At 66.0% G+C, this 24,670-nt stretch carries 21 protein-coding genes; 17 read left to right on the forward strand and 4 right to left on the reverse strand.

Annotated features, from left to right (window positions below; genetic code table 11):
* Positions 1-357: 357 nt before the first annotated feature.
* The 5 genes from B5X78_RS09985 (at position 358) to B5X78_RS10005 (ending at position 8,457) form a co-directional block, all read left to right on the forward strand.
* The gene (locus tag B5X78_RS09985) at positions 358-1,800 is read left to right on the forward strand and encodes a transglutaminase-like domain-containing protein (RefSeq protein WP_425478704.1); all 1,443 of its coding nucleotides are present in this window, start codon (positions 358-360) and stop codon (positions 1,798-1,800) included.
* Between the two features lie 37 nt (positions 1,801-1,837).
* Positions 1,838-4,843 carry a TonB-dependent receptor gene (locus tag B5X78_RS09990; protein ID WP_079724243.1) on the forward strand — a complete coding sequence of 1,002 codons (3,006 nt, stop codon included), beginning with the start codon at positions 1,838-1,840 and terminating at the stop codon, positions 4,841-4,843.
* 74 nt (positions 4,844-4,917) lie between these two features.
* A complete protein-coding gene (locus tag B5X78_RS09995) occupies positions 4,918-6,477 on the forward strand; it encodes a serine hydrolase (RefSeq protein WP_139381483.1) in 1,560 nt (519 codons plus the stop codon).
* Positions 6,478-6,526: 49 nt separating this feature from the next.
* On the forward strand, positions 6,527-7,180 hold the full coding sequence (locus tag B5X78_RS10000) for a M15 family metallopeptidase (protein WP_229730907.1): 654 nt from the start codon (positions 6,527-6,529) through the stop codon (positions 7,178-7,180).
* A gap of 8 nt (positions 7,181-7,188) precedes the next feature.
* Positions 7,189-8,457 carry an NAD(P)/FAD-dependent oxidoreductase gene (locus B5X78_RS10005; RefSeq protein ID WP_176140818.1) on the forward strand — a complete coding sequence of 423 codons (1,269 nt, stop codon included), beginning with the start codon at positions 7,189-7,191 and terminating at the stop codon, positions 8,455-8,457.
* A 37-nt stretch (positions 8,458-8,494) separates the two neighbouring features.
* Here B5X78_RS10005 and trmL read toward each other — a convergent pair whose 3' ends face one another.
* The 3 genes from trmL to B5X78_RS10020 all read right to left on the reverse strand — a co-directional run bounded on the left by trmL (position 8,495) and on the right by B5X78_RS10020 (position 10,742).
* A complete protein-coding gene (trmL, locus tag B5X78_RS10010) occupies positions 8,495-8,971 on the reverse strand; it encodes a tRNA (uridine(34)/cytosine(34)/5-carboxymethylaminomethyluridine(34)-2'-O)-methyltransferase TrmL (protein WP_079724247.1) in 477 nt (158 codons plus the stop codon).
* Between the two features lie 268 nt (positions 8,972-9,239).
* Entirely contained in the window at positions 9,240-9,635 is a 396-nt protein-coding gene (locus tag B5X78_RS10015; protein ID WP_079724248.1) for a hypothetical protein, read from the reverse strand.
* 402 nt (positions 9,636-10,037) lie between these two features.
* Entirely contained in the window at positions 10,038-10,742 is a 705-nt protein-coding gene (locus tag B5X78_RS10020; RefSeq protein WP_079724249.1) for an SDR family oxidoreductase, read from the reverse strand.
* Between the two features lie 94 nt (positions 10,743-10,836).
* Here B5X78_RS10020 and B5X78_RS10025 point away from each other — a divergent pair, with 94 nt between their 5' ends.
* The 4 genes from B5X78_RS10025 to B5X78_RS10040 all read left to right on the forward strand — a co-directional run bounded on the left by B5X78_RS10025 (position 10,837) and on the right by B5X78_RS10040 (position 16,298).
* Entirely contained in the window at positions 10,837-13,707 is a 2,871-nt protein-coding gene (locus tag B5X78_RS10025) for a M16 family metallopeptidase (protein WP_079724250.1), read from the forward strand.
* A 101-nt stretch (positions 13,708-13,808) separates the two neighbouring features.
* Positions 13,809-14,120: a DUF4156 domain-containing protein gene (locus B5X78_RS10030; protein WP_079724251.1), complete on the forward strand. Its 312-nt coding sequence runs from the start codon at positions 13,809-13,811 to the stop codon at positions 14,118-14,120.
* A 195-nt stretch (positions 14,121-14,315) separates the two neighbouring features.
* Positions 14,316-15,332, forward strand: a complete 1,017-nt coding sequence (locus B5X78_RS10035; RefSeq protein ID WP_079724252.1) for a 3-oxoacyl-ACP synthase III — start codon at positions 14,316-14,318, stop codon at positions 15,330-15,332.
* A 66-nt stretch (positions 15,333-15,398) separates the two neighbouring features.
* Positions 15,399-16,298 carry an alpha/beta fold hydrolase gene (locus tag B5X78_RS10040; protein ID WP_079724502.1) on the forward strand — a complete coding sequence of 300 codons (900 nt, stop codon included), beginning with the start codon at positions 15,399-15,401 and terminating at the stop codon, positions 16,296-16,298.
* Positions 16,299-16,306: 8 nt separating this feature from the next.
* On the opposite strand, the gene B5X78_RS10045 is transcribed toward B5X78_RS10040, so the two are convergent.
* Complete coding sequence (locus B5X78_RS10045; RefSeq protein WP_079724253.1) at positions 16,307-16,681, reverse strand: YkgJ family cysteine cluster protein; 375 nt, start codon at positions 16,679-16,681, stop codon at positions 16,307-16,309.
* 123 nt (positions 16,682-16,804) lie between these two features.
* Between B5X78_RS10045 and oleC the strand changes: the two genes are divergently transcribed.
* The 8 genes from oleC (at position 16,805) to B5X78_RS10085 (ending at position 24,663) form a co-directional block, all read left to right on the forward strand.
* Positions 16,805-18,454 carry an olefin beta-lactone synthetase gene (gene oleC / locus B5X78_RS10050; RefSeq protein WP_079724503.1) on the forward strand — a complete coding sequence of 550 codons (1,650 nt, stop codon included), beginning with the start codon at positions 16,805-16,807 and terminating at the stop codon, positions 18,452-18,454.
* Positions 18,451-19,458, forward strand: a complete 1,008-nt coding sequence (oleD, locus tag B5X78_RS10055) for a 2-alkyl-3-oxoalkanoate reductase (protein ID WP_079724254.1) — start codon at positions 18,451-18,453, stop codon at positions 19,456-19,458. Before oleC ends, oleD begins: the two co-directional genes overlap by 4 nt.
* 67 nt (positions 19,459-19,525) lie before the next feature.
* The gene (locus tag B5X78_RS10060; protein WP_079724255.1) at positions 19,526-19,687 is read left to right on the forward strand and encodes a DUF1328 domain-containing protein; all 162 of its coding nucleotides are present in this window, start codon (positions 19,526-19,528) and stop codon (positions 19,685-19,687) included.
* Between the two features lie 86 nt (positions 19,688-19,773).
* Positions 19,774-20,415, forward strand: coding sequence for a ubiquinone biosynthesis accessory factor UbiJ (locus B5X78_RS10065; protein WP_079724256.1), 642 nt, complete (start codon positions 19,774-19,776; stop codon positions 20,413-20,415).
* A complete protein-coding gene (gene ubiB / locus B5X78_RS10070; RefSeq protein ID WP_079724257.1) occupies positions 20,412-22,070 on the forward strand; it encodes a ubiquinone biosynthesis regulatory protein kinase UbiB in 1,659 nt (552 codons plus the stop codon). Before B5X78_RS10065 ends, ubiB begins: the two co-directional genes overlap by 4 nt.
* 127 nt (positions 22,071-22,197) lie before the next feature.
* Positions 22,198-22,917: an N-acetylmuramoyl-L-alanine amidase gene (locus B5X78_RS10075; RefSeq protein WP_425478718.1), complete on the forward strand. Its 720-nt coding sequence runs from the start codon at positions 22,198-22,200 to the stop codon at positions 22,915-22,917.
* Positions 22,918-23,011: 94 nt separating this feature from the next.
* Positions 23,012-23,542, forward strand: coding sequence for a GNAT family N-acetyltransferase (locus tag B5X78_RS10080; RefSeq protein ID WP_176140819.1), 531 nt, complete (start codon positions 23,012-23,014; stop codon positions 23,540-23,542).
* A gap of 107 nt (positions 23,543-23,649) precedes the next feature.
* On the forward strand, positions 23,650-24,663 hold the full coding sequence (locus B5X78_RS10085) for an MBL fold metallo-hydrolase (RefSeq protein ID WP_217698671.1): 1,014 nt from the start codon (positions 23,650-23,652) through the stop codon (positions 24,661-24,663).
* The last annotated feature ends 7 nt before the right edge of the window (positions 24,664-24,670 follow it).

Below are 24,670 nucleotides of genomic sequence, written 5' to 3' on the forward strand. Positions count from 1 at the left end.
GTGGGAAAAAGGTTCGGATGCAGGCGCGCCGCACCCGCGGCCTCGCAGGACGGTTGGGACCAGGTGTGGCCACCGCGTTGTTTCATCCGACTCCCCTCGGGTTGGCTGTCCCCGGGCGGCGTTGCATGGTCGAACGCGTCCCGCCCCGGGTCCGAGGAATATTTACTTCTTTTTTGCCGAACTTCAAGAATAAATTATTGACCCCGGTCTTTCGCCGTGTTACACAAACGTGACCAGTCGGCTTAGGGGTGAGTGTTCGACGTGGAAGCCAGCAAGGGCCAGCACAGCCAATCCATGGGGGCGTTCCGTCCAGGGCGTACGACGCGTGCTCGCGTCGTCGCTTGGGCGATAGTACTCATGGCCGTGGCCGCGTCCAGTGCCAGCCTGGCCATGGCGTCGGAATTGCCGCCACCGGGCCCGCCGGCAATCGTGGGCCAGATCGATGCCGGGCAGTTTGCCGAGGCCGAGCAGGCCATCGCGGCAGGCCTGGCCCAGCCAGGCATCGACGCCCGCCAACGCCAGGCGCTGGAATTCCAGCGCGAGCGCATGCGCCGCATCCGCCTGGACTTCAAGCTGGACGAGACAGCCGTACTGGCGCAACTGCGCAAGCAGATTCCGGATCTGAAGCCCGAAGAATTCGCGGCCTGGGACGGCGCCGGCGAAATCGAACGCATGACCATTGACGGCAAGAAGCTCTACTTCAACCGTTCGGTCTCCAACTTTTTCCGCACCAATGCGCAAGCGGCAGCACGCCGCGCGCCGCCGGTGAAGCCCAACAGCGAGGGCCCGTACGAATCGCTGAACCCCTATCACGCCGAAGCGTTGAAGCAGGCGCGCGATACCGGCGCCACCTCGGTCGCACCGCGTCGCCTGCAGGTCACCCAATCGGTGATCGTGGACGCCGACGCGGTGCCCGCGGGCGAAACCGTGCGCGCCTGGATTCCCTATCCGCAGGCCATCGCCGGCCAGCAGGAAAACATCCGCTTCATCGGCAGCACCACGAAGGCGCCGACGATTGCGCCGGAAAGCGCACCGCAACGCACCGTGTACCAGGAGCAAAAGGCCGTCGCCGGCCAGCCGACGAAATTCTCGATCACCTACGAGGTGACGATCTACGGCCGCAAGTTCCTGCTGGACGAAGACAAGGTCGTACCGAGCAAATCCACCCCCGAATTGGCGCCGTACCTGGGCGAGCGTGGGCAGCACATCGTCTTTACCGATGACATCAAGCGCTTCTCGGCCACGGTGGTGGGAGATGAAAAAAATCCCTACCGCATCGCTCAGAAGCTGTTCGACGCGGTTGACCGGATTCCCTGGGGCGGTGCGCGCGAATACTCCACGATTACCAATATCAGCGACTACGCCCTGCACGCCGGCCATGCCGACTGCGGCCAGCAGACCCTGCTGCTGATGACGCTGCTGCGCTACAACGGCATCCCCGCGCGCTGGCAGTCGGGCTGGACCTACTCGGACGAGTCGGTGGGCTACGACAACATGCACGACTGGGGCTGGATGTACCTGGCGCCGTACGGCTGGGTGCCGATGGATGTCACCACCGGCCGGCTCAAGAGCGATGACCCGGGCCTGCGCGACTATTACTTCGGCGGGCTCGACGCCTACCGCATCAGCTTCAACAACGATTTTTCACAGCCACTGGTTCCGGCGAAACAACACGCCCGCTCGGAAACGGTGGATTCGCAGCGCGGCGAAGCGGAGTGGCCAGGGGGCAATCTCTACTTCGATCAATGGGACTACCGGTTCGAGTGGAAGATGTTGCCGCTCGCCCAGGACGCCGGTTAAGCCACCACCAGATCACACCTAGCAGGAGAGAGCGGGGATGAAAGGCAGGAAGTTCAAGAAAGCAGCTTTGTACGTGGCGTTGGGCGCGAGCCTGGCGGCGATGGCGCCGATGGCGATGGCGCAGAGTTCCAACGGCGGTGTTGCTGGTCGCGCCACCGTGGGTGACTCGATCACGGTGACCAGCCCCGCCACAGGCCTCACCCGCACCGTGACCGTCGGCAGCGACGGCACTTACCGCTTGAGCCAGTTGCCGGTGGGTGACTACCAGTTGCAGGTCAAGCGCAACGGCCAGGACGTGGGCAGCGCCGTGGGCGTCACCGTATCGCTGGGTGGCACCACCACGGTGAACCTGGGCGCTGAAGGTGGCCTGGTCAACCTGGACGCGCTGCAGGTGGTGGGTTCGCGCGTGGTCAACCGCGTGGACGTGCGCTCGGTGGAGTCGGCGACCAACATCCGTCGCGACGAAATCGCGCGCCTGCCGGTGGACCAGTCGCTGGCATCGGTCGCCCTGCTCGCCCCCGGCGTGGTCGCCTCGGGCGCCACCTTCGGCGGCCTGACCTTCGGCGGTTCGTCGGTCGCGGAAAACGCCGTCTACATCAACGGCCTGAACGTCACCGACCCGTACCGTCGCCAGGGCTATTCCTCGGTGCCGTTCAATTTCTACGAAGAGTTCCAGATCAAGACCGGTGGCTACTCGGCTGAGTTCGGCCGCAGCACCGGCGGCGTCATGAACGCCGTGACGCGATCCGGCAGCAACGAATTCCACGCGGGCGCCGAGATCACCCTGGAGCCAGGCGGCTGGAAAGCCAAGAAGGAAGATCACTTCCACCGTGATGGCACGCTGGACGAGCGCGACCGCACCAGTCGGGACAGAAGCGCGCTTTACAAGACGAACGTCTGGGCTTCCGGTCCGCTGGTGAAGGACAAGTTGTTCTTCTTCGCCATGTATGAAAAGCGCGACAGCAGGCCGAAGGACATCGACGAGGAAAAGTCGTTCATCACCAAGAGTGACAACGATTTCTGGGGCGCCAAGTTCGACTGGCAGATCACCGACAATCACTTGCTGGAAGTGCTGGCGTTCTCCGACCAGTCCGACTTGCTGACCGACACCTACGACTACGATTGGGACAATGCCCGTCAAGGCGCCTGGACCGGCAGCGGCACCAGTGGTTCCGGCGGCGACAACTGGTCGGTGACCTACACCGGGCAGTTCGGCAGCAACTTCACCGCCAAGGCCCTGTACGGCGTCAACAAGCGCAGCGCACTGCAAGGCACGCCGCTGGATGGCGAGTGCAACATCGTCACTACCTCCGGCGACTTCGACAGCCATTTCGGCGAGCCGGATCTGGCCACTGGCTGCCATCCCACCGACTCCAGCGTCAGCAACCGCTACGACAAGCGCGAGGCGTCCCGCGTGGATTTCGAGTGGTCGCTGGGCAACCACCTGCTTCGCTTCGGCGCGGATCAGGAAGTGATGGATTCGGAAAGCGAAACCTTCTATCCCGGTGATGGCAGGAGCTACCAGGCCCAGTGGATCGAAGGGGGCTCGGAATTGCCCACCGGCGGTATCGTGCCGGCGGACGGCTTCATCGTGGATGCGCGTCGCTACGTCACCGGCGCTCCCGTCACCACGAAAGCACAGGCGATCTACCTCGAGGACAACTGGAACATCACCCCCAACCTCCTGTTGAACCTGGGCGTGCGCTTTGACCAGTTCGAGAACAAGCTCGCCTCGGGCGCGACCTTCGCCAAGGCCGACTTCTCCGACATGTTCTCGCCGCGCTTCGGCTTCAGCTGGGACGTGAAGGGCGATGGCACCATGAAGGTGTTCGGTAATGCAGGACGCTACTACATCCCGCTGACCAACAAGCTCACCGACTACTTCGGCGGCGGCACCACCGACGAACATACGTACTACGCGTTCGAAGGTTGGGAAGAGCGCGTCCATCCGGTCTCGGGTACCAGCTACCTCTACCCGATTCTGGGCGAGCAGCTCGGTGACGTGAACACCGATGGCAACGCGGCAGCACCCAGCGATGTGCGCACGGCAGTGGCCGACAACATCAAGCAGGTGTTCCAGGATGAATTCATCCTGGGCTTCCAGCAGGCACTGAACGAAGCCTGGTCCTACGGCATCAACGCCACCTACCGCAAGGTGACGCGAGCCGTGGAAGATGCGCGCATCAACCATGTGGAAGGCTGTGACTGGTACTCGGGTGACTGGCCGATTATCAATCCCGGTGAAACCACGCGCCTGTGGTGCCCGGACACCAACAACTGGGTGACCTTCGACTCCTCGAAGGATGGCTACCGCGCCACGGGCAGCGGCGCCATCATGGGATACAAGAAGCCCAAGCGTACGTACAAGGCCATCGAGTTGCAGGTGGATCGCGCGTGGGACGACAAGTGGGCGTTCAACGCCAGCTACCTGTGGTCCAAGTCCGAAGGCAACATCGAAGGTCCGGTCAACTCCGATACCGGTTACGCCGACACCAACCTGGTGCAGTACTACGATCACCCGGCCGTCAATGAGCGTTACGGCGTGCTGTTCAACGACTACCGCCACCAGTTCAAATTCCGCGGCAGCTACAAGCTCAACGACATGTGGAGCTTCGGTTCCACGCTGTCCGTCCGCTCGGGTGGTCCCATCACCGCCTTCGGCGTGGTGTGGCCGAACGACAACCGCGTGGCCGGTGGCCCGGGCGAGTTCAGCGGCGGCGGTTCCGGCTGGCTGTGCCTCAATCAGCCGGTGGCGACCTGCCGCGACTACTCCGCGCGCCAGCTGACGTACTCGCCGCGTGGCGCGTTCGGTCGCATGCCCTGGATATACGACCTGGGCGCCAGCGTGGTCTGGACCCTGCCGGTGGAAGATGTCGATCTGAAGGCACGTCTGTCCGTGTACAACCTGCTCAACAACCAGGAAGTGATCAATGTCCACTCGCGCTACGAGGCCGCACCGGGCGCGCGCATGGACCACTTCGGCGAAGGCACGGTCTGGCAGGCGCCGCGCTACCTTCAGTTGGTGGTGACTTACAACTTCTAAGCCATACGCTGCAACACGAACCGCCGCTGGTGAAAACCAGCGGCGGTTTTGCATGAGAGACAGAAGGGCACGCGATGACGAGCAAACGTAACCCCCTGGCATACCTGCTCATGGGCCTGTTGGCGCATGTACCGGCTTATGCGGCCAACAATCGAGCATTCGACGCGGCCGTCGAGCAGACCGTGCAGCGTTATCAGCTGCCCGGCATCGCCGTAGGCGTCATCGAAGACGGCAAGATCGTCTACACCAACACGACGGGCCAGCTCGAATCCGGCAAACCCGAAGCCATCAACGCCGACACGGTTTTCAAGATCGCTTCCAACACCAAGGCGATGACCGCCGCCGTACTGGCGCGCCTGGTCGACCAAGGCAAGCTCAAGTGGGATGACCCCGTCACCAGGTACCTGCCACAGTTCCGCATGAATGACCCCTGGGTCACGCAGAACATGCAGGTGCGCGATTTGCTGGTGCACAACAGCGGCCTGGGCCTGGGCGCCGGCGATCTGATGCTGTGGCCCGAGCCCAACGATTTCAAACGGGCGGACATCATCGCGGGCCTGGCGCACCTCAAGCCTACCCACAGCTTCCGTTCGCATTACGCCTACGACAACCTGCTTTACGTGGTGGCCGGCGAAGTGGCGGCTGCCGCGGGCGGCAAGCCCTACGACCAGTTGGTCAAGCAGGAAATTTTCGAACCACTCAAGCTGCAACGCTGCCAGGTCGGCGAGTGGAAGCGCAGCGACGTGGGCAATGTCGCGCAGCCGCACATGCGCACTGACGCTGGCGCCAAAGCGATCCGCGAAGACGGCGACGTGGCGCCCGACATCACCTCGATGGCCGCTGGTGGCATCCGTTGCAGTCTCAACGACATGCTGACCTGGACCGCGCAATGGCTGGATCCGTCGCGCGCACCGGGCTGGTTGAGTGATGCGCAGCGCAAGGCGGTCTGGACGGCGCATATGCCGATGCCGGTTTCCAAACGCATGCGCGAATGGGACAACAGCCATTTCTCCGCGTACGGCTACGGCTGGCGCCTGTCTGACGTGGATGGTGTGTGGAAGGTGGCGCATACCGGCACGCTGGCCGGCATGTATTCGTCGGTGATCCTGCTGCCGGACAAAAAGGTGGCCATCGTCATCCTGATCAATGGCGAAGGCGAGGATGCCCGCGCCGTGCTGGGCGAGGTGCTGACCAAGCATTACACCGCGCCCAAGGACAGCAAGGACGTGGCCTGGTACGCCGCGGCGATAGAGCGCGAAGAAGCTGCAAAGCCGGAGGCACACACCGTGCCCGATACCTCGGCGCGCGTGCCGGCTACAGCGGCACAACTCGGTCAGCTCCTCGGCCGCTATCGCGATCCGTGGTTCGGCGAGGTGCGCCTGTGCGCGGCAGGGGAACGGGTGGAATTCGTTTCCGCGCGTTCGCCGATGCTGCGCGGCCAGGTCATGCAGCTGGGCGACCGCTGGCTGGTGGACTGGGACGACGACAGCGTGGATGCCGAGCCTTGGCTCGCGTTTTCCACACCCGTGGGCAGCAAGGTGACGCATATGCGCCTGTCGCATATCGATCCCGACGCCGATTTCAGCTATGACTATGCGGACCTGGATTTGCAACGCGAAGGCCGCTGTGACTGAACGATTGTTTCCATTGGGATGGGCCTGCGCGCTGTTGTTGAGCGCCTCCGTGCAAGCAGCCGAGGTGAAGGTCTCCCCGGCCACCCGTCTGGCCGAAGTGGATCTGGTGGATGTCGGCGCGCTCATCGCCGACGCGCAACTGGAAATCCGCTACGCCGGTTCGCACAACTTCGTGGGCACGCCGGTGACAGGCTACGAGGCGCCCAAGTGCTATCTGCTGCGGCCGGTGGCCGAGGCGCTGGTGCAGGTCGCCGCCGATGTGCGCGAGCAGGGCTACCGCTTGCGCCTGTTCGATTGCTATCGCCCGGTGCGCGCGGTCCAGCACTTCGTGCGCTGGGCGCATGATCTGGACGATCAGCGCAACAAGGCCGAGTTCTATCCCAACCTGGACAAGTCGGTGCTGCTCGACGGCTATATCGCCGAGACCTCCGGACACAGTCGCGGCGCGACCGTGGATCTGAGTCTGGATCACTGCACGGCAGATGCGTGCGCGGAGCTCGACATGGGTACTTCGTTCGATCGCTTCGACACGCTGGCCAATACCGACGACCCGCGCATCCAGCAGGCGGCGCGCGAGCATCGCGATCTGCTGCGTGCGGCCATGCAGCGGCGAGGCTTCCGCAACTACCCGCTGGAGTGGTGGCACTTCACCTTCCAGCCTGAGCCAACGCCGCAGACGGCGTACGACATTCCCGTGCGATGAGCTCGCACGTGCGGCGCGGGTCTGCGCAAGTAGCCGACGTGGCGGTGTTGGGCTGCGGCATCGTCGGCTTGTCGATCGCCTTGCAGCTGCAGCAGCGCGGGCTGTCATGCCTGTTGATCGATCCGCGCGGCCCGGCCGGTGATGCCTCGTTCGGCAATGCCGGCTCGGTGTCGGTCGGCAATCTGTTTCCGCAGGCGGTGCCAGGCACGATCGCGTCGGCCCTGCGCGGACTGCGCAATCCTTTGGCGCCACTGAAACTCGACTGGCCTGCCTTGCCGCACTACGCGGGATGGTTGTGGCGATTTGCCCGCCAGGCGCGCTGGGATTGCGTGGAGCAGACGTTGACGGCCTTGCAGGCGTTGAACGTGCAGGCGCGGCAGGCCTGGCTGGATCTGGCCGACGCCGTCGACGCGCGCGATCTGATTGGCGAAACCGGCTACCTGCATGTCTACAGCGAGGACGCGAGCTTCGAGGCCAACGCCTGGGCGCGCGGCCATCTGCAGGCGCAGGGCGTGGCCCATGCCGTGCTGGATGCGCAGCAACTGCGCGATCTGGAGCCGGGCATTGCCGCAATCGCCCGCCACGGTGTCCTGCAACGGGACTCGCTGTTCGTCCGCGATCCGGGCGCGTTCTGCCAGCGCCTCCATGGCCGCCTGCTTGCGCGCGGGGCGCAGGCAATGACGGACCGGGCCACGGCGATCCAGGTCGAAGGCGCCGGCTACCAGGTGCGGACCGGAACAGGTTCAGCGCATGTGGATCAGGTGGTGGTGGCGGCCGGCGCATGGAGTACCGCGCTGTTGCGACCGCTGGGCGTACGCCTGCCGGTGGCCGCGGCGCGCGGCTATCACGCCGCCTATGCGCCACAAGCGGATCTGGTGGGTCGGCCTACGTTGTGGGCGGAGCGCTATCTGGTGGTCTCGCCCATGGCCGCGGGCATCCGCGTCACCGGCTTCAAGGAAATGACCGCGCCGGATCGGCCGGCGCGACCGGCCCTGATGCAGGCGCTGGCGCCGGAGGCCAGGCGGCTGTTTCCTGGACTTGGTTCCGCACCGCAGTCGATCTGGTCCGGTTTGCGGCCGTGCACGCCGGATTCGTTGCCGATCCTCGATCAGGTGCCGGGCGAGCGCATCTTTGTCGCCACCGGGCACGGTCATCTGGGTCTGACCCAGGGGCCGGTCAGCGCCGAGTTGATGACTGCGCGCATCCTCGGCCAGTCACCGCGGGTGCCGATGCACGCCTATCGCCTGGATCGCTTCGGCATGCGTGTCGGCTCGTAGTCGCATCAGGGACCACGCTTGCGATTCCGTCGATGACTTACGCGCCGCCGGCAAAGCCCTGCTGGCGCCAGGCTTCGAAGACCATCACCGCCACGGTATTGGACAGGTTCAAGCTGCGGTTGTCCGGGCGCATCGGCAAGCGCAGGCGCTGTTCGGCCGGCAGTGCATCAAGAACCTCCTGCGGCAGTCCGCGGGTTTCCGGGCCGAACAGGAAGGCATCGCCATCGCGGTATGCCGGCTGGTCGTAGCGCAGCGTGCCGCGGGTGCTGAGTGCGAACAGGCGCTGCGGCTGGATGGCGGCCAGTGCTTCGTCGAGTGAGTCATGCACCTGCAGCGCGGCGTACTCGTGGTAATCGAGGCCGGCGCGGCGCAGCTGCTTGTCATCCAGATCAAAGCCCAGCGGGCGAATCAGGTGCAGGCGAGCACCGGTGTTCGCGCACAGGCGGATGACATTGCCCGTGTTGGGCGGAATCTCGGGTTGGTAGAGCAGTACGTCGAGCGAGAGCGCGGTCATGCGCGGATTCTACGGACCCGGCGCAGGCGGCGTGACGTTTTTGGGTGAGGCCGCTGCGCCGGAGCGTTGGCTCCTTGGCGCAGCGTTGCCTGTACGTGCGACCGGGGGATCGCGAAATGCCGGCCGAGAGTTGCTCGGCGGTAGCGCTGCTCGCGGCAAAAGTTCTGGCACGGCGAGAGCGGTGAAGCAGCAGCGGGTGAACGCGCTAGGAACCGGAAGTATTGCGATGAAGCCTGATGTTGCGGTGTTGCGTGAAGCGTTCCGGTTCTTAGCGGGCGGCCAGCTGGCGGGCCAGCATGCCGGCCTGGGCGGCGAACACGCGCAGGTCGTCAGCCGAAGGACGCACGGTGATGGCGGGCATGTCCACCACGCTGGCGGTCTGCGTGGCCAGGTAGTACGCCAGGTCGTGCGATTCCGGGTGCACGGTGACGGCCGGCAGGTTCACCACCTTGGTGTCCTTGTAAGCCAGGTAGTGGCTCAGGTCGGCGGCGTCGGGGGTCACGGTGACGGCGGGCAGGTCGACAACGCGGACGGTGTTCGACGCGGCGGCGACGGTGGTGGTGGAAGCGTTGTCGGCGTAGCTGTTGGTCGACAGCACCATGGAACCGGCGCAAAGCGTAAAGAGGGCGGCGGCGGTCAGCGGGAGCAAGGTCTTGGTGTTCATGGGTTGCCTCGGTAGTGTGGCGTTGCGGTGGTGTGGTAGTAAGGTAGTACACCGAATCTGAGAGATCAAGCAGAAGATCACGTTGGTCTTCTTTTATTCAGCGTTTGGTCAGGATTGCTTCGGGTGGCTCTTTGCTTGCTGTTCTATGAGCAGAACCCGTGCCAATCGCAAGTTGTTGATTAAGCGGGATTTCCTTTTCCTGGCGACTGTCCGTTGTCCGGTCAGTGTCCGGCTTTGTTGCGTCCGGACTTGCAAACAAGACGGAGGCTTCCGTCCGATGTGACCTTCAACACGACCTCCTCGCCCGCGGCAGGACAGATCCGCGCTCCCTGATTTGGATGCGGTTTAGCTGCAAAGCGTTGCGTTGGAAGGCAAAAAGTCGCGGGTGACCGCCGATGGCGGTCACCAGGGGAGCGGATCGCCCTGCCAGTCGAGGAAGCTGCCGGACTGTTCCAGCCCTGCTTTCTGCAGCAGGGTGAGCAAGGCCGCCACCGATTCCTGTGGCGTCAGCGCGGCTTGCGGGCCGCCCATGTCGGTACGCACCCAGCCCGGGTGCAATGCCACCACGGTGATTCCGCGCGCCGACAGCGCCTGCGCCAACAAGGTGGTGGCCATGTTCTGTGCCGCCTTGCCGATGGCATAGCTGGGCGTGCGGAATTCCTGGCGCAGTCCGATCGATCCCACTTCAGATGAAAGGTTCGCCACCTTGCCGCCGTCGGCCAGCTGTTCGGCCAGGGCCTGCGTCAGCAGGAACGGGCCGGCGGCATTGGTATGGAAGCTGGCATCCAGATCCGCCAGCGCGACCTGGCCAAAGCGCTCGCCGCCACGCAGCACGCCGGCGTTGTTGATCAGCAGGTCCAGCCGTTCGCCGTCGTTGACCAGCGCGACTTCGCGCGCCAGCTCGGCATGCGAGCGTGGGTCGCCCAGTTCCAGCGGCAACACCTTGAGCCGGCCGGGATGCTCGCCCGCCAGAACGTTCAAGGCCTGCGCCTTGCCCGGGTGGCGGCAGGCGGCGATCACGTGATCGCCCCGCGCCAACAGCTGGCGGACGAACTCCAGACCCAGGCCGCGATTGGCGCCGGTAACCAGGCAGTGATGACGATCCATGGCGAGACCTCACGTGGCGTGACCCTAGTGTAGGGACACCGACGCCGGGTAGCATCGACGGACTGGGCCATGCCCTCATTACTAGGAGTCGTAGATGACCGTATCCCGCCGGCCACGTGCCGCCATGCTCGCCGTTGCCCTCAGCGCCGCCCTCAGTGGCCTGGCCTGGAGCCCGACGAATGCAATCGCCGCCGCGCCCGCCACGGATATCGTCATTCCCTACCAGGAGTTCACCCTGGCCAACGGCCTGCGCGTGATCGTGCATACCGATCGCAAGGCGCCGATCGTCGCGGTCAATGTCTGGTACCACGTGGGCAGCAAGAACGAGCAGCCGGGCCGCACCGGCTTCGCGCATCTGTTCGAGCACCTGATGTTCCAGGGCAGCGAGAACAACAAGGGCGAATTCTTCGAACCCTTCGAACTCGTAGGCGCCACCGATCAGAACGGCACCACCAACCAGGATCGCACCAACTACTTCCAGAACGTGCCGACCACCGCGCTGGACATGGCGCTGTGGATGGAATCCGATCGCATGGGCCACCTGCTGGGTGCCATCGATCAGAACTCGCTCGACGAACAGCGCGGCGTGGTGCAGAACGAAAAGCGCCAGGGCGAGAACCAGCCCTACGGTCGTCGCATCTACGCGAAGATCTTCGAGGCCCTGTATCCGGCCGGCCATCCCTACAACTGGCAGACGATCGGTTCCATGGCCGATCTGGACGCGGCCACGCTCGATGACGTCAAGACCTGGTTCCGCAGCTGGTACGGCCCGAACAATGCCGTGCTGGTGCTGGCCGGCGACATCGATCTGAAGACGGCCAAGGAAAAGGTCACCCGCTACTTCGGCGACATCCCGGCCAGCGCCACGTTGGCGGACATGCAGCCCAACATTCCCAAGCATGCGCGCAACACCCGCGAAACCGTGCCGGATCGCGTGCCGCAGGTGCGCATCTACCGCGCCTGGCCGGTGGCCGAGATGGGCACGCCCGATGCGACCCAGCTGGAACTGTTCGCGCAGATCCTCGGCGGCAGCGCCTCCTCGCGCCTGGACACCCGGCTGGTGCACGGCGACAAGATCGCCGATGCGGTCACGGCCATGCCCTGGATGAGCGAGATCGCCGGCACCTTCATCGTCAATGCTACGGTCAAGGAAGGCGTGGACCCGGCCAAGGTGGAGCAGGTGCTGGACGAGGAAATCCAGCGCCTGATCAACGAAGGCCCGACGGCCGCCGAAGTGGAGCAGGCGCGCACCTACACCCGCGCCACCTTTGTCCGCGGCATCGAACGGATTGGCGGCTTTGGCGGCAAGTCCGACGTGTTGGCGTCGTGCGCGGTCTACCAGGGCAAGCCGGATTGCTACCAGGACGAACTGAAGGAACTCAACGGCGCCACGCCGGCGAGCGTGCAGGCGGCCGCCCGCCGCTGGTTGGCCGGCGCCTCGCACACGCTGGTGGTGCAGCCCAGCGACACGCCGATGTCGTCGCTGCCGGAAACGGTCGCCGCCGCACCCGCCACCACGCCGGCCGCGATTCCCGCCGCGGATCCCAAGTACAAGACGGTCAAGACCGATGTGGATCGTAGCCTGGGCGTGCCCAAGACCACGAGCTTCCCGGCGTTGAAGTTCCCCGATCTGCACCGCGCCACGCTGTCCAACGGCATGCAGGTGGTGCTGGCCGAACGCCATGAAACGCCGGTGGTGCAACTGTCGGTGGAATTCCCCGGTGGCTACAGCGCCGACCTGGGCAAGAAGCTGGGCACGGCCAGCTTCACCATGCAGATGCTCGACGAAGGCGCCGGCGACTACAGCGCCCTGCAGTTCGGCGCACGCAAGGAAGCCCTGGGCGCGGAACTGAGCACCGGCGCGGATCTGGATACGGCCACGGTCGGCCTGTCCGCGCTCAGCGACAAGTTGCCCGACTCGCTGGATCTGCTGGCCGATGTGCTGCGTCGCCCGAGCTTCGACGATGCCGAGATCGAACGCGTGCGCGCCACTTGGATCGCCGGCATCAAGCAGGAAAAAGCGCGCCCGCAAAGCGCCGCGCTGCGCGTCCTGCCGCCACTGCTGTACGGCCCGGGCCATCCGTACGCCATCCCGTTCACCGGCAGCGGCACCGAAGCATCGATTGCCTCGCTGGGCCGCGACGATCTGCTGGCCTTCCACGACCAGTGGTTGCAGCCGGACAAGGCGCGCATCGTGGTGGTCGGCGACACCACGCTGGCGCAGATCGTGCCGTTGCTGGAAGCACGCTTCGGCGATTGGAAAACCGCCACCGATGCGCCCACGTTGCCGGTCATTGCCAGCGTCGCCCTGCCCAAGGCGCCGCGCGTGTACCTGATCAACCAGGCCGGTGCGATCCAGTCCAACATCTACGTGGCGCAACTCATCCCGCCGACGTCCAATGCCGGCACCATCGATTTCGACTTCGCCAATGGCGTGCTGGGTGGCCAGTTCACTTCGCGCCTCAACATGAACCTGCGCGAAAACAAGCACTGGGCCTACGGCGCCTACAGCAGCGCCAGTAACGCGCTGGGCCAGCGTCCGTGGTTTGCACGCGCGGCAGTGCAGAGCGACAAGACGGTGGATTCGGTCAAGGAGCTGCGCGCGGAAATCAGTGCGTTCGCCACCGGCCAGAAGGCGGCAACCGCGGCCGAAGTCGCCAAGACCCGCGCGGCCAACACGCTGGAACTGCCGGGCGCCTATGAAACCGCCGATGCCGTGCTGGAGCAGATTTCCAGCAACCTGCGTTTCGGTCGCCCCGATGACTACGTGCAGCAATACAAGGCGCGCAATGAAGCCATCACCGGCACGGACGTCGGCGCCGCCGCGCAGACCCTGCAGCCCAATGCGCTGACCTATGTCGTGGTCGGCGACCTGTCGAAGATCGAGCAGCCCATCCGCGATCTGAAGCTGGGCGAGCTGACGGTGCTGGATGCCGACGGCAAGCCGGTCGCCGCCAAGCCGTAAGACCGCCGCACGCTGGCCGTCCGCAGTGGCGGCCAGCGTCGTTTCCATTCACCCGGACTGGGCCAGAATCTCCTGGTCCACGCCATGACCCGAGGTCATCCATGCGAATCCTGCTGCTTGCCAGCTCCGTTGTGTTGTTGTCCGCCTGCACCTGGGTGCCGATTTCAGACAAGGCCAAGAGCATCAAGGTGATCGCCGCCGGCGCCGCGCCCAGCTGCGAGAAGCGCGGCGAAGTGACCGTGTCGGTCAAGGACAAGGTCGCCTTCTACGAACGCAACACGCTGCGCGTGCGCGACGAACTGGAAACCCTGGCCCGCAACGAGGCCCCCGGCATCCAGGCCGACACCGTGCAGCCGCTGGGCGATCCCGCCAATGGCGAGCAGCGTTTCGCGGCCTACCGCTGCGGGCGCTGACCGTAAAGCCCCCCTGTTTGCGCAATCGGCCGGCGGCGGCTGGCCCGCTCCGGACGCCGCCGTACGGAAAAACCAAGGCATATCAAGCCACTGCGGGATTGAAACCCCTGCCAGACCCCCCATAAAGATGCGGTGAAGCCGGGAAGCCGGTACCCTTGTCGACCCCTTCGGCCTGAGCCCTGGCGCTAAATTCCGATGCTTTTCAAGAATGTTTCCATCGCGGGACTGGCGCACGTGGATGCGCCGCATACGCTGACGTCCAAGGAAATCAATGAACAGTTGAAGCCGACGTTGGACCGCCTGGGGATCCGCACGGACGTGCTGGGCGACATCGCCGGCATCCATGCGCGTCGCCTGTGGGACGACGAACAGCAGGCATCGGACGTGGCCACCATGGCCGCGCGCAAGGCGCTGGCCGACGCCGGCGTCACCGCCGAACAGATTGGGCTGCTGGTCAACACCTCGGTCAGCCGTGACTACCTGGAACCGTCCACGGCCAGCATCGTCTCGGGCAACCTGGGGCTGGGCGATCATTGCCAGAACTTCGACGTGGCCAATGCCTGCCTGGCTTTCATCAATGGCATGGACATCGCCGCGCGCATGCTGGAGCGCGGCGAGATCGAATACGCGCTGGTCGTGGACGGCGAAACCGCCAACCTGGCCTACAAGAAGACGCTCGAGCGCCTGACCTCGCCGGACATCACCGAAGAACAGTTCCGCAACGAACTGGCCACCCTGACCCTGGGTTGCGGCGCCGCCGCCATGGTGATGTCGCGCGCCGACCTGGTGCCGGAAGCGCCGCGCTACAAGGGTGGCGTGACTCGTTCGGCCACCGAGTGGAACAAGCTCTGCCGCGGCAACCTGGATCGCATGGTCACCGACACCCGCATGCTGCTCATCGAGGGCATCAAGCTGGCGCAGAAGACCTTCATCGCCGCCAGGCAGGCGCTGGGCTGGGCGGTGGACGAACTGGATCAGTTCGTCATCCACCAGGTCAGCCAGGTCCACACCGCCGCCTTCGTCAAGGCGTTCGGCATCGATCCCAAGAAGGTGCTCACGATCTTCGGTGAGCACGGCAACATCGGTCCGGCCAGCGTGCCGATCGTGTTGAGCAAGCTCAAGGAACTGGGCCGCCTGAAGAAGGGCGACCGCATCGCCCTGCTGGGCATCGGCTCGGGCCTGAACTGCTCGATGGCCGAAGTGGTCTGGTAAGCCGGCCCACGTCCCGCAATTCCAAGGGCCGGTTCGCCGGCCCTTTTGTTTGAGGTGGCATCCGTGTTGAATCTCCCCGGCTATCCGTTTACCCCGCACCGTTTCGAAGTCCGCCCCGGCCTGTCGATGAGCTACCTCGACGAAGGCCCGCGCGATGGCGAGGTGGTGGTGATGCTGCACGGCAATCCGTCGTGGAGTTACTACTGGCGCACGCTGGTGGCCGGCCTGAGTGATCGTTATCGCTGCATCGTGCCGGACCATATCGGCATGGGTCTGTCGGACAAGCCCGATGACGCCCAGTACGACTACACCCTGCAATCGCGCGTGGATGACGTGACCGCACTGCTGGATCACCTGGGGATCACCGGGCCGATGACGCTGGCCGTGCACGACTGGGGCGGCATGATCGGCTTTGGCTGGGCGCTGGCGCACGCCGAACAGGTCAAGCGCCTGGTGATCACCAACACCGCCGCGTTCCCGCTGCCCACCGCCAAGCCGATGCCCTGGCAGTTGTCGCTGGGCCGTGACAGCAAGTTCGGCGCCTTCATCATCCGCGCCTTCAATGCGTTTTCCTCCGGCGCCTCCTGGCTGGGCGTGGAGCAGGCGATGCCGTCGGACGTGCGCCGCGCGTATGTGTCGCCGTACAACAGCTGGGCCAACCGGATCAGCACGCTGCGCTTCATGCAGGACATTCCGCTGGCGCCGGGCGACAAGGCCTGGGCGCTGGTGGAACAAGCCGGGCGGCGTTTGCCGGAATTCGCGGATCGTCCCGCCTTCCTGGGGTGGGGACTGAAAGACTTCGTCTTCGACAAGCACTTCCTGGCCGGCTTCCGCAGCGCGTTGCCGCAGGCCGAGGTGCACGCTTATGACGATGCCGGCCACTACGTGCTGGAAGACAAGTCGGCCCAGCTGGTGCCGCTGATCCGCCAGTTCCTGGATCGCAACCCGCTCACGCCGGGCGCCTGAGCGCGGGCTCAGGGCAGGGGATTGCGCTCGGCTTCGGCCACGCCCACCCAGTCGCTTTCCAGCAGCAGCGGCAGGCCATGGGCCAGCCGCGACTTGTCGCACTGCGCGCTGCGCTCGCCGAATTCCAGCGACGCCGGCACCGCCGCGCACACCGAGGGCCGCCGATCATGGATGGTGCAGCGGCTGTAGCGGCCGATGTCCGCATCCAGCGCGATGCAGCGTGGCTTTGTGGCCGAGGTGCCGCGCATCACCCGCTCGTGTACGCGCAGGGGTTCGGTCAGTTCGATGGGCACCTGTCCCCCCTGTTCCGGGTCCGCCTCGCTCCAGTGGAAGCTCACGCGGAAGTAGGCGCAGCAGGCGCCGCAGGTCAGGCAAGGATGCATGGGGGCGATCAGGGTTGCGCCGCGGCGCGGAGAGGGTGCGGGGCGGGTGCTGTTGCACCGGCGCGGCATTGTGCCCGCTCCATTGGCTGACGCAAGTACCGTACAGCGGCGACAATGCCGGCCATGACCGAACCCTGCAACATCGCCGCCAGCCTGCCGCGGCTGGCCCGCGACCAGCCCGATGCGGTGGCCATGCGCTGCCCCGATGCGGCCGGACGCTACTCCATCGAGCTCAGTTACGCCCAGCTGGACATGCGCAGCGACGCCATCGCGGCGGGGCTGGGCCGTTACGGCATCGGCCGCGGCACGCGCACGGTGGTGATGGTGCGGCCGGGGCCGGAGTTCTTCCTGTTGATGTTTGCGCTGTTCAAGGCCGGCGCGGTGCCGGTGTTGGTCGACCCCGGCATCGATCGGCGCGCGCTGCGCCAATGCCTGCGGGAAGCGGCGCCGGAGGCCTTCATCGGCATCCCCCTGGCGCAGCTGGCGCGCTTGCTGCTGGGCTGGGCCCGCAGCGCGCGAAAGATTGTCACCGTCGGCACCCGCCGTTGGCTGTGGGGCGGCACCACCCTGGCCGAGCTGGAAGCCGACGGACGCAACAGTGGCCCGCAGTTGGCCGACACCACACCCGATGAAACGGCGGCGATCCTGTTCACCAGCGGCTCCACCGGCGTGCCCAAGGGCGTGGTGTATCTGCATCGCCATTTCGTCGCCCAGGTCGCGCTGCTGCGGCAGGCCTTCGACCTGCAGCCCGGCGGCGTCGACCTGCCGACCTTTCCGCCGTTCGCCTTGTTCGATCCGGCGTTGGGGCTGACCTCGATCATTCCCGACATGGATCCGACCCGACCGGCACAGGCCGACCCGGTGAAGCTGCACGCCGCGATGCAGCGATTCGGCGTGACCCAATTGTTCGGCTCGCCGGCGCTGATGAAGGTGCTGGCTGATTACGGCCAGCCGCTGACCGGCCTGCGCCGGGTGACCTCGGCGGGCGCGCCGGTACCGCCGGACACGGTCGCGCGGATCCGCCAGCTGCTGCCCGATGACGCCCAGTTCTGGACGCCCTACGGCGCCACCGAATGCCTGCCCGTTGCGGTGATCGAAGGCGCGGAACTGGAATCCACCCGCGCCGCCACCGAGAACGGCGCCGGTACCTGCGTGGGTCACTCGGTGGCGCCGAACCAGGTGCGCATCATCGCCATCGACGACGCGCCGATCAGCGACTGGTCGCAGGTGCGCGAATTGCCGCGCGGCGAGGTCGGCGAGATCACCGTGGCCGGACCCACCGTCACCGACAGTTACTTCCATCGCGACAAGGCCACCACGCTCGCCAAGATCCGCGAGCGCGATGGCGACGGGCGGGATCGCATCGTCCATCGCATGGGCGATGTCGGTTACTTCGACGAACACGGCCGGCTGTGGTTCTGCGGGCGCAAGACCCAGCGTGTGCAAACCACCAGGGGGACGCTGTACACGGAGCAGGTCGAGCCGATCTTCAACGTCCATCCGCAGGTGCGGCGCACCGCGCTGGTCGGTGTCGGCGCACGTGAGTGGCACGAGCCGGTGCTGTGCTTCGAGCTGCTGCCCGGCGTACCCGCGTCGCGCGCGCCGGTGGTGGAGGAGGAACTCCGCCTGCTCGCGCAACTGCATCCGGGCACCATGGGCATCACCCGCTTCCTGCATCATCCGGCGTTCCCGGTGGACATCCGCCACAACGCCAAGATCGGACGCGAGAAACTGGCGGCCTGGGCCGCCAAACAGGGGACACGCAACGCATGAAAATCCTGGTCACCGGTGGTGGCGGTTTCCTCGGCCAGGCGCTGTGTCGCGGCCTGGTCGAACGGGGCCATCACGTCATCAGCTTCAACCGTGGCCATTACCCGGCGCTGGCGGCGCTGGGCGTCGGCCAGATTCAAGGCGACCTGGCCGATGCACATGCCGTGCATCACGCCGCCGCCGGCATGGATGCGGTCTTCCACAACGCCGCCAAGGCCGGCGCCTGGGGCAGCTACAAGAGTTACCACGACGCCAATGTGGTCGGCACGCAGAACGTGCTCGATGCCTGCCGCGCGCATGCCATCAGCCGCCTGGTCTACACCTCCACGCCCAGCGTGACTCATCGGGCCACCCATCCGGTCGAAGGCGGCACCGCCGACAGCGTGCCCTATGGCGAGGGCTTCAAGGCACCCTACGCCACCACCAAATTGATCGCGGAAAAGGCGGTGCTGGCGGCCAATGGTCCGGAGCTGGCCACGGTGGCATTGCGACCGCGCCTGATCTGGGGCCCGGGCGATCAGCAGATCCTGCCGCGGCTGGTGGAGCGTGCCCGCAGCGGCCGCCTGCGCATCGTCGGCGACGGCAGCAACCGCGTCGACACCACTTACATCGACAATGCCGCGCAGGCGCACTTCGATGCCTTCGAGCATCTGGCGCCGGGCGCGGCCTGCGCGGGCAAGGCGTACTTCATTTCCAACGGCGAGCCCAAGCCGATGGTCGAGCTGCTCAATGCACTGCTCGATGCCGCCGGCGCGCCGCGGGTGCAGCAGCGTCTTTCCTTCAAGACCGCCTTCCGCATCGGCGCGGTGTGCGAGGCGCTATGGACGGTGTTGCCCTTGAAGGGCGAACCGCCGATGACCCGCTTCCTGGCCGAACAGCTGAGCACGTCGCACTGGTACAGCATGGAGCCGGCCCGGCGCGACTTCGGGTATGTGCCCCGGGTGTCGTTTAACGAAGGAATCACCCGGCTGAAGGCTTCACTCCGCAGCGACGCCGTCCTCACCTGACCATGACCGCCCGCTGGCCACCATGGTTTGGCGCCAAGCGGGCGCGTATACGCTTTCAGGAGATCCCATGCTGCGCTACGCCGTCATCTTCTTCGTCATTGCCCTGATTGCGGCGGTGCTCGGTTTCAGCGGTATCGCCGGTGCTGCCAGCAACATCGCCTGGATCTTGTTCGTGGTGTTCCTGATCCTGGCCATCATTGCGATGTTCCGCGGTCGCAGCGTCCCCTAACGCCGCCCGCATCGCATTGCGACAGCACACCGCCGCGGCCTCGTCCGCGGCGGTGTGCGTTCGGGGTATGGGTAGAATGGCGGCCTATGTCCGCCACCCCCTTTGATCTGCTCAAGCCCTTTGCCGGACGCGCGCTGGAAACCGCGCTCAACCGCGCCTTGGCCCTGGACCCCGATACCCGCGCCGCACTCGCGCCGTTGGAAGGTCGTCGCATCCAGCTGACCCTGGAATCGCCGCCATTGGCCCTGGAAATCCGCGTGGGCGGCGGCGAGTTGCAGGTCGGTCCGGTCAGCGAGATCCACGAAGCCGACCTGGCCGTGCGCAGCAGCCTGGGCGGCCTGCTGTCGCAATTGCCCTTCCTGCGCCGCGATCACGGCGCGCCGGTGGGCAAGGTGCGCATCTCCGGCGATGCCGAACTGGCGCGGCGCCTGCAGCAGCTGGCCAGCCGTTTCGATCCGGACTGGCAGCAACCGTTCACCGCGGTATTCGGTGACGTGATTGGCGTGCAGGTGGCCCAGGCCGCGCGCGCGGCCTTGCAGCAGGCACGCGACGGCGCTCAGCGGCTGGCCGAGAACACCGCCGAATTCCTCACAGAGGAATCGCGTGACGTGGTGGGCCGCGCCGAACTCAATGCCTTCCACGATGACGTGGACAGCGTGCGCGATGGCGTCGAACGGCTGGCGGTGCGCGTGCAACGCCTGCGGGCCGGCCGCGGAGACGGCGCATGAGGCCGGTGTTGCGCGCCAGCCGCATCGGCCGGGTGCTGCTGCGCTATCGCCTGGATGACCTGCTCGACGACACCCCGGCCGAGCGCTGGTTGAAGCTGGCGCGCCCGTTCGTGCCGCGCGCCTCTGCCGAGATCGCGGTGCAGCCGCGCGGTGCCCGCCTGCGCCTGGCGCTGCAGGAACTCGGGCCGATCTTCGTCAAGTTCGGCCAGATCCTCTCGACCCGCCGCGACCTGGTGCCGCCGGACGTGGCCGAGGAACTGGCGCTGCTGCAGGATCGCGTCAAACCCTTCGATGGCGATCAGGCGCGGATGATCGTCGAGCGCGCGCTGGGCCAGCCAATCGATCAGGCCTTCGCCGACTTCGACACCACGCCGCTGGCGTCGGCCTCGATTGCCCAGGTGCATGCCGCGCTCCTGCCCGGTGGCCGCGAAGTGGTGGTCAAGGTGCTGCGCCCGGATATCGAAAAGCAGATCGCCGGCGACATCTCCCTGCTCAAGTCGTTGGCGTCGCTGGTGGAGCGCGCCCATCCCAGCGCCGACAAGATCCGGCCGAAGGAAATCGTCGCCGAGATTGAATCCACCCTTGCCGCCGAACTGGATCTGCAACGCGAAGGCGCCAACGCCAGCGTGATGCGGCGCTTCTGGAAGGACTCCGACGATCTGTACGTGCCGGAGATCATCTGGAGCCACACCAGCGACCGCGTGCTGACTATGGAGCGCGTGCACGGCATTCCCTCCGACGACATCGCCGCACTCGACGCCGCCGGCATCGATCGGCGCGCGCTGGCGGCCAAGGGCGTGCGGGTGTTCTACACCCAGGTGTTCCGCGACAACTTCTTCCACGCCGACGCGCACGCCGGCAACATCTGGGTCGATACCGATCCGGCGCGGCGCGCCAATCCACGTTTCATCGCGCTGGATTTCGGCATCACCGGCCAGCTCTCGTCCGAGGATCAGTACTACCTGGCCGAGAACTTCATGGCCATCTTCAACAAGGACTACCGGCGCATCGCCGAGCTGCACGTGGAAGCGGGCTGGATGCCGGCCAGCGTGCGCATCGACGAACTGGAAGCGGCGGCGCGCGCGGTCTGCGAACCGTACTTCACCCGGCCGCTGTCGGAGATTTCGCTGGCCGAAGTGCTGCTCAAGCTGTTCCGCACCGCCCAGCGCTACGAACTGACCCTGCAGCCGCAGCTGATCCTGTTGCAGAAAACCCTGCTCAACATCGAGGGCGTGGGCCGGCAACTGGATCCGCAGCTGGACATCTGGGCAGTGGCGCGGCCGGTGCTCGAACGGATCCTGCTGGAACGCTACAGCCCGCAGCGCGCCATCCAGGAACTGCGCAAGCGCCTGCCCGAACTGATGACGCGTGCGCCGGACATGCCGCGCCTGATCCACACCTGGCTGACCCAGCAGACCGAAGGCCGGCATGAGCTGGCCATGCGCTCGCGCGATCTGGCCGACCTGGCCGGGACCATGCGCGGCATGCAGCGACGGGTGGTGGCGGCGATCCTGGGCGTGGGCCTGCTGCTGGTGGCGGCGGTGCTGTACGGCCTGGAAGCGGGTGGACCGCGCATTTTTTCGGTGCCGGCTTCGGCATGGATTGCCGGCATCGGCGGCTTGTGGGCGTTGCTGGCGGCGTGGCCACGGCGCTAGCTGATCGGCGCAAGCTCGCCACGGATTTCAATCAAGTACGCGGCCCTGCGGTCGCTTCCACCGGCAAAGGGGACCGATGGTGAATCAGTTGAATGCATTGGCACGCGGCAGCAAAGCAGTACTTGGCTTGTGCGCGTTGCTGGCCCTGGCCAGCTGCGTAAGCACGCCGGTCAGCGAGCGCAATCCGTTGGCGCGGTGGGAAGCCTCGCCCAACTACGAACCGCGCCGGCCGATCCTGATCGTCATCCATGCCACCGAGCAGGATTCGGTGCAGGAGAGCCTGCTGACCCTGCGCACCGCCAATTCGGGCGGTCCGGTGAGTTCGCATTATTTGATTGGCCGCGATGGCCAGCGCTACCAGCTGGTGGCCGATGATCAACGCGCCTGGCATGCCGGCGGCGGACACTGGGGCACCATCACCGACGTCAACTCGGTGTCGCTGGGGATCGAGCTGGACAACAACGGTCGCGACGAATTCGCGCCGGCGCAGATCGACAGCCTGCTGGTGCTGCTGGGTGACCTGTGCGAGCGACATGACATCCCGCGCACGCAGATCGTGGCGCACGCCGACTTCGCGCCCACGCGCAAGCAGGATCCCGGCACGCGCTTTCCCTGGCAGCGCCTGGCCGAGGCGGGCTTCGGTCGTTGGCCGGCAGCGGACGCGCCGCCGGCAGCGGAAGGCTTCGATCCCTGGAATGCCCTGCGCCTGCTGGGCTATCCGCTGACCGACCGCGCGGCCACCGTGCGCGCCTTCCATCGGCGCTATCGCGGCACGGATGGCGACCAGCTGGACGTGGAGGATCTTCGCATCCTGTCCTCGCTGGTGAGCCAGGTCGAAGGCAGCTGAATGCCGGGCCCGATTCGCAATCGGGGTTAAAGCGGTTTTAATTGATCCGCTCCATCATCGCCGTCACCCCCCGGGACGGCTGATGGAGATCGTCGTGAACGCATTCCCTTCCCTGCTTGGCAGGATTGCCCCGCCTCACGCCGCAACCACCTACCTGCCGGATACATCGGTGGTGGTGGACATCCGACGGCTGGAGCGCGAAGACTTGCCCGCGCTGTACGTCCTGCGCCAGGAGCAGCGCGATGAAGTCAGCCGGCATGCCGATGTCGTGGCCGATGCCGACGCGCTGGAACTGCAGGAAGTCCTGTTCGATCTCCCGCGCCGATGCTGGGCCTGGATCGCACGGGATCACGACGAGCCGGTAGGTTACGCGCTGGCCACCGTCGGCTATGCGGTGCTGGAAGGCGGCTACTACCTGCGCCTGGAATCCCTGCATGTGCACCATGCCTGGCGCCGTCGCGGCATCGAAAGCCAACTGCTGGAAGCAGCGCGGCGCACCTCGGTCGACCTGGGCTGCCTGAGCCTGCAGTGGTCGGACGGCGCGCATCTGCCGCGCCTGTCTGCGGAAGGCGTGGTCCATCGGCATGCCGCCGCACACCTGTTGCCGTCGACGGCGTCGCCTTGAGCGAAGCGGAATCTGCTGTCATGCCGCGTCTTCGTCCCGCACGCTCGCGCCTGCGTCGCGTGCTCTCCCTTTTCGCACTCCTTTCTGCCGTGGCCCTCTACATGTCGCTGTCCGCTTGCCGCACCGTTCCCTATCCGCAGTCGCCGCAGTTTGCCGACGACGCCTTCCGCAATCCGGTGACGCCCAAGCAACCCGGATGGCGCGAGATGGCGGCGCTGACCTGGCGCTTCATGTTCGACAAGCCCAAGGACACCGTGCCGGACGTAGCGCTGCCGGTGCGTTCGATTGCCCGCGAGGAACTCGACGCAGCGACCGATGGCACCCTGTATCGGCTGGGCCACTCCACCGTCCTGATCAAACTCGAGGGCGGTTGGTGGCTCACCGATCCCGTGTTCTCCGAGCGCGCCTCGCCGGTGCAGTGGGCCGGACCCAAGCGCTTCCATGCGCCGGCGTTGGCGCTGGCGGATCTGCCGCCGATCACCGGCGTGATCCTCTCGCATGACCACTACGATCACCTGGACAAAGCGGCGATCCGCGCACTGGCCGATCGCGTGCAACATTTCTACGCACCACTGGGTGTGGGTGATCTGCTGGTGGAATGGGGTGTGCCGCGCAATCGCGTCAGCCAGTTCGACTGGTGGCAATCGGTGCAGGTCGGCAACGTGCGCCTGACCGCCACGCCGGCGCAGCACTTTTCCGGGCGCGCGCCGTTCCAGAACAATCCCACCCTGTGGGCGTCGTGGGTGTTCCAGGCACCGGATCTGAGCCTGTTCTTCAGCGGCGACAGCGGCTACTTCAGCGGCTTCCGCGAGATTGGCGAACGTTTTGGCCCGTTCGATCTGACCCTGGTCGAATGCGGCGCCTACGACGCGCAATGGGAAGGCGTGCACATGCTGCCGGCGCAAAGCGTGCAGGCGCATCGCGACCTGCGCGGGCGCTGGATGCTGCCGATCCATAACGGCACCTTCGATCTGGCCTTCCACGCATGGCATGCACCGCTGGAGGCTGTCTCCGCGGAGGCGCAGCGGCAAGGCGTGGCCTTGAGCACGCCGATGATCGGCCAGGCCGTCGACGCGCGCGAACCGCAGGCCTTCACCGCGTGGTGGCGTCAGCCCCGATAAGCCGGGA

This window comes from Pseudoxanthomonas indica (genome assembly GCF_900167565.1).
Lineage (GTDB): Bacteria > Pseudomonadota > Gammaproteobacteria > Xanthomonadales > Xanthomonadaceae > Pseudoxanthomonas_A > Pseudoxanthomonas_A indica.

Coding starts and splice junctions, on each gene's coding strand:
- trmL (WP_079724247.1), bottom strand. CDS start 8,971: ATGACCGCGCTCTCGCTCGACGTACTGCTCTACCAACCCGAGATTCCG.
- B5X78_RS09995 (WP_139381483.1), top strand. CDS start 4,918: ATGACGAGCAAACGTAACCCCCTGGCATACCTGCTCATGGGCCTGTTG.
- B5X78_RS10065 (WP_079724256.1), top strand. CDS start 19,774: ATGTCCGCCACCCCCTTTGATCTGCTCAAGCCCTTTGCCGGACGCGCG.
- B5X78_RS10025 (WP_079724250.1), top strand. CDS start 10,837: ATGACCGTATCCCGCCGGCCACGTGCCGCCATGCTCGCCGTTGCCCTC.
- B5X78_RS10030 (WP_079724251.1), top strand. CDS start 13,809: ATGCGAATCCTGCTGCTTGCCAGCTCCGTTGTGTTGTTGTCCGCCTGC.
- ubiB (WP_079724257.1), top strand. CDS start 20,412: ATGAGGCCGGTGTTGCGCGCCAGCCGCATCGGCCGGGTGCTGCTGCGC.
- B5X78_RS10035 (WP_079724252.1), top strand. CDS start 14,316: ATGCTTTTCAAGAATGTTTCCATCGCGGGACTGGCGCACGTGGATGCG.
- B5X78_RS10015 (WP_079724248.1), bottom strand. CDS start 9,635: ATGAACACCAAGACCTTGCTCCCGCTGACCGCCGCCGCCCTCTTTACG.
- oleD (WP_079724254.1), top strand. CDS start 18,451: ATGAAAATCCTGGTCACCGGTGGTGGCGGTTTCCTCGGCCAGGCGCTG.
- oleC (WP_079724503.1), top strand. CDS start 16,805: ATGACCGAACCCTGCAACATCGCCGCCAGCCTGCCGCGGCTGGCCCGC.
- B5X78_RS09985 (WP_425478704.1), top strand. CDS start 358: ATGGCCGTGGCCGCGTCCAGTGCCAGCCTGGCCATGGCGTCGGAATTG.
- B5X78_RS10045 (WP_079724253.1), bottom strand. CDS start 16,681: ATGCATCCTTGCCTGACCTGCGGCGCCTGCTGCGCCTACTTCCGCGTG.
- B5X78_RS10020 (WP_079724249.1), bottom strand. CDS start 10,742: ATGGATCGTCATCACTGCCTGGTTACCGGCGCCAATCGCGGCCTGGGT.
- B5X78_RS09990 (WP_079724243.1), top strand. CDS start 1,838: ATGAAAGGCAGGAAGTTCAAGAAAGCAGCTTTGTACGTGGCGTTGGGC.
- B5X78_RS10060 (WP_079724255.1), top strand. CDS start 19,526: ATGCTGCGCTACGCCGTCATCTTCTTCGTCATTGCCCTGATTGCGGCG.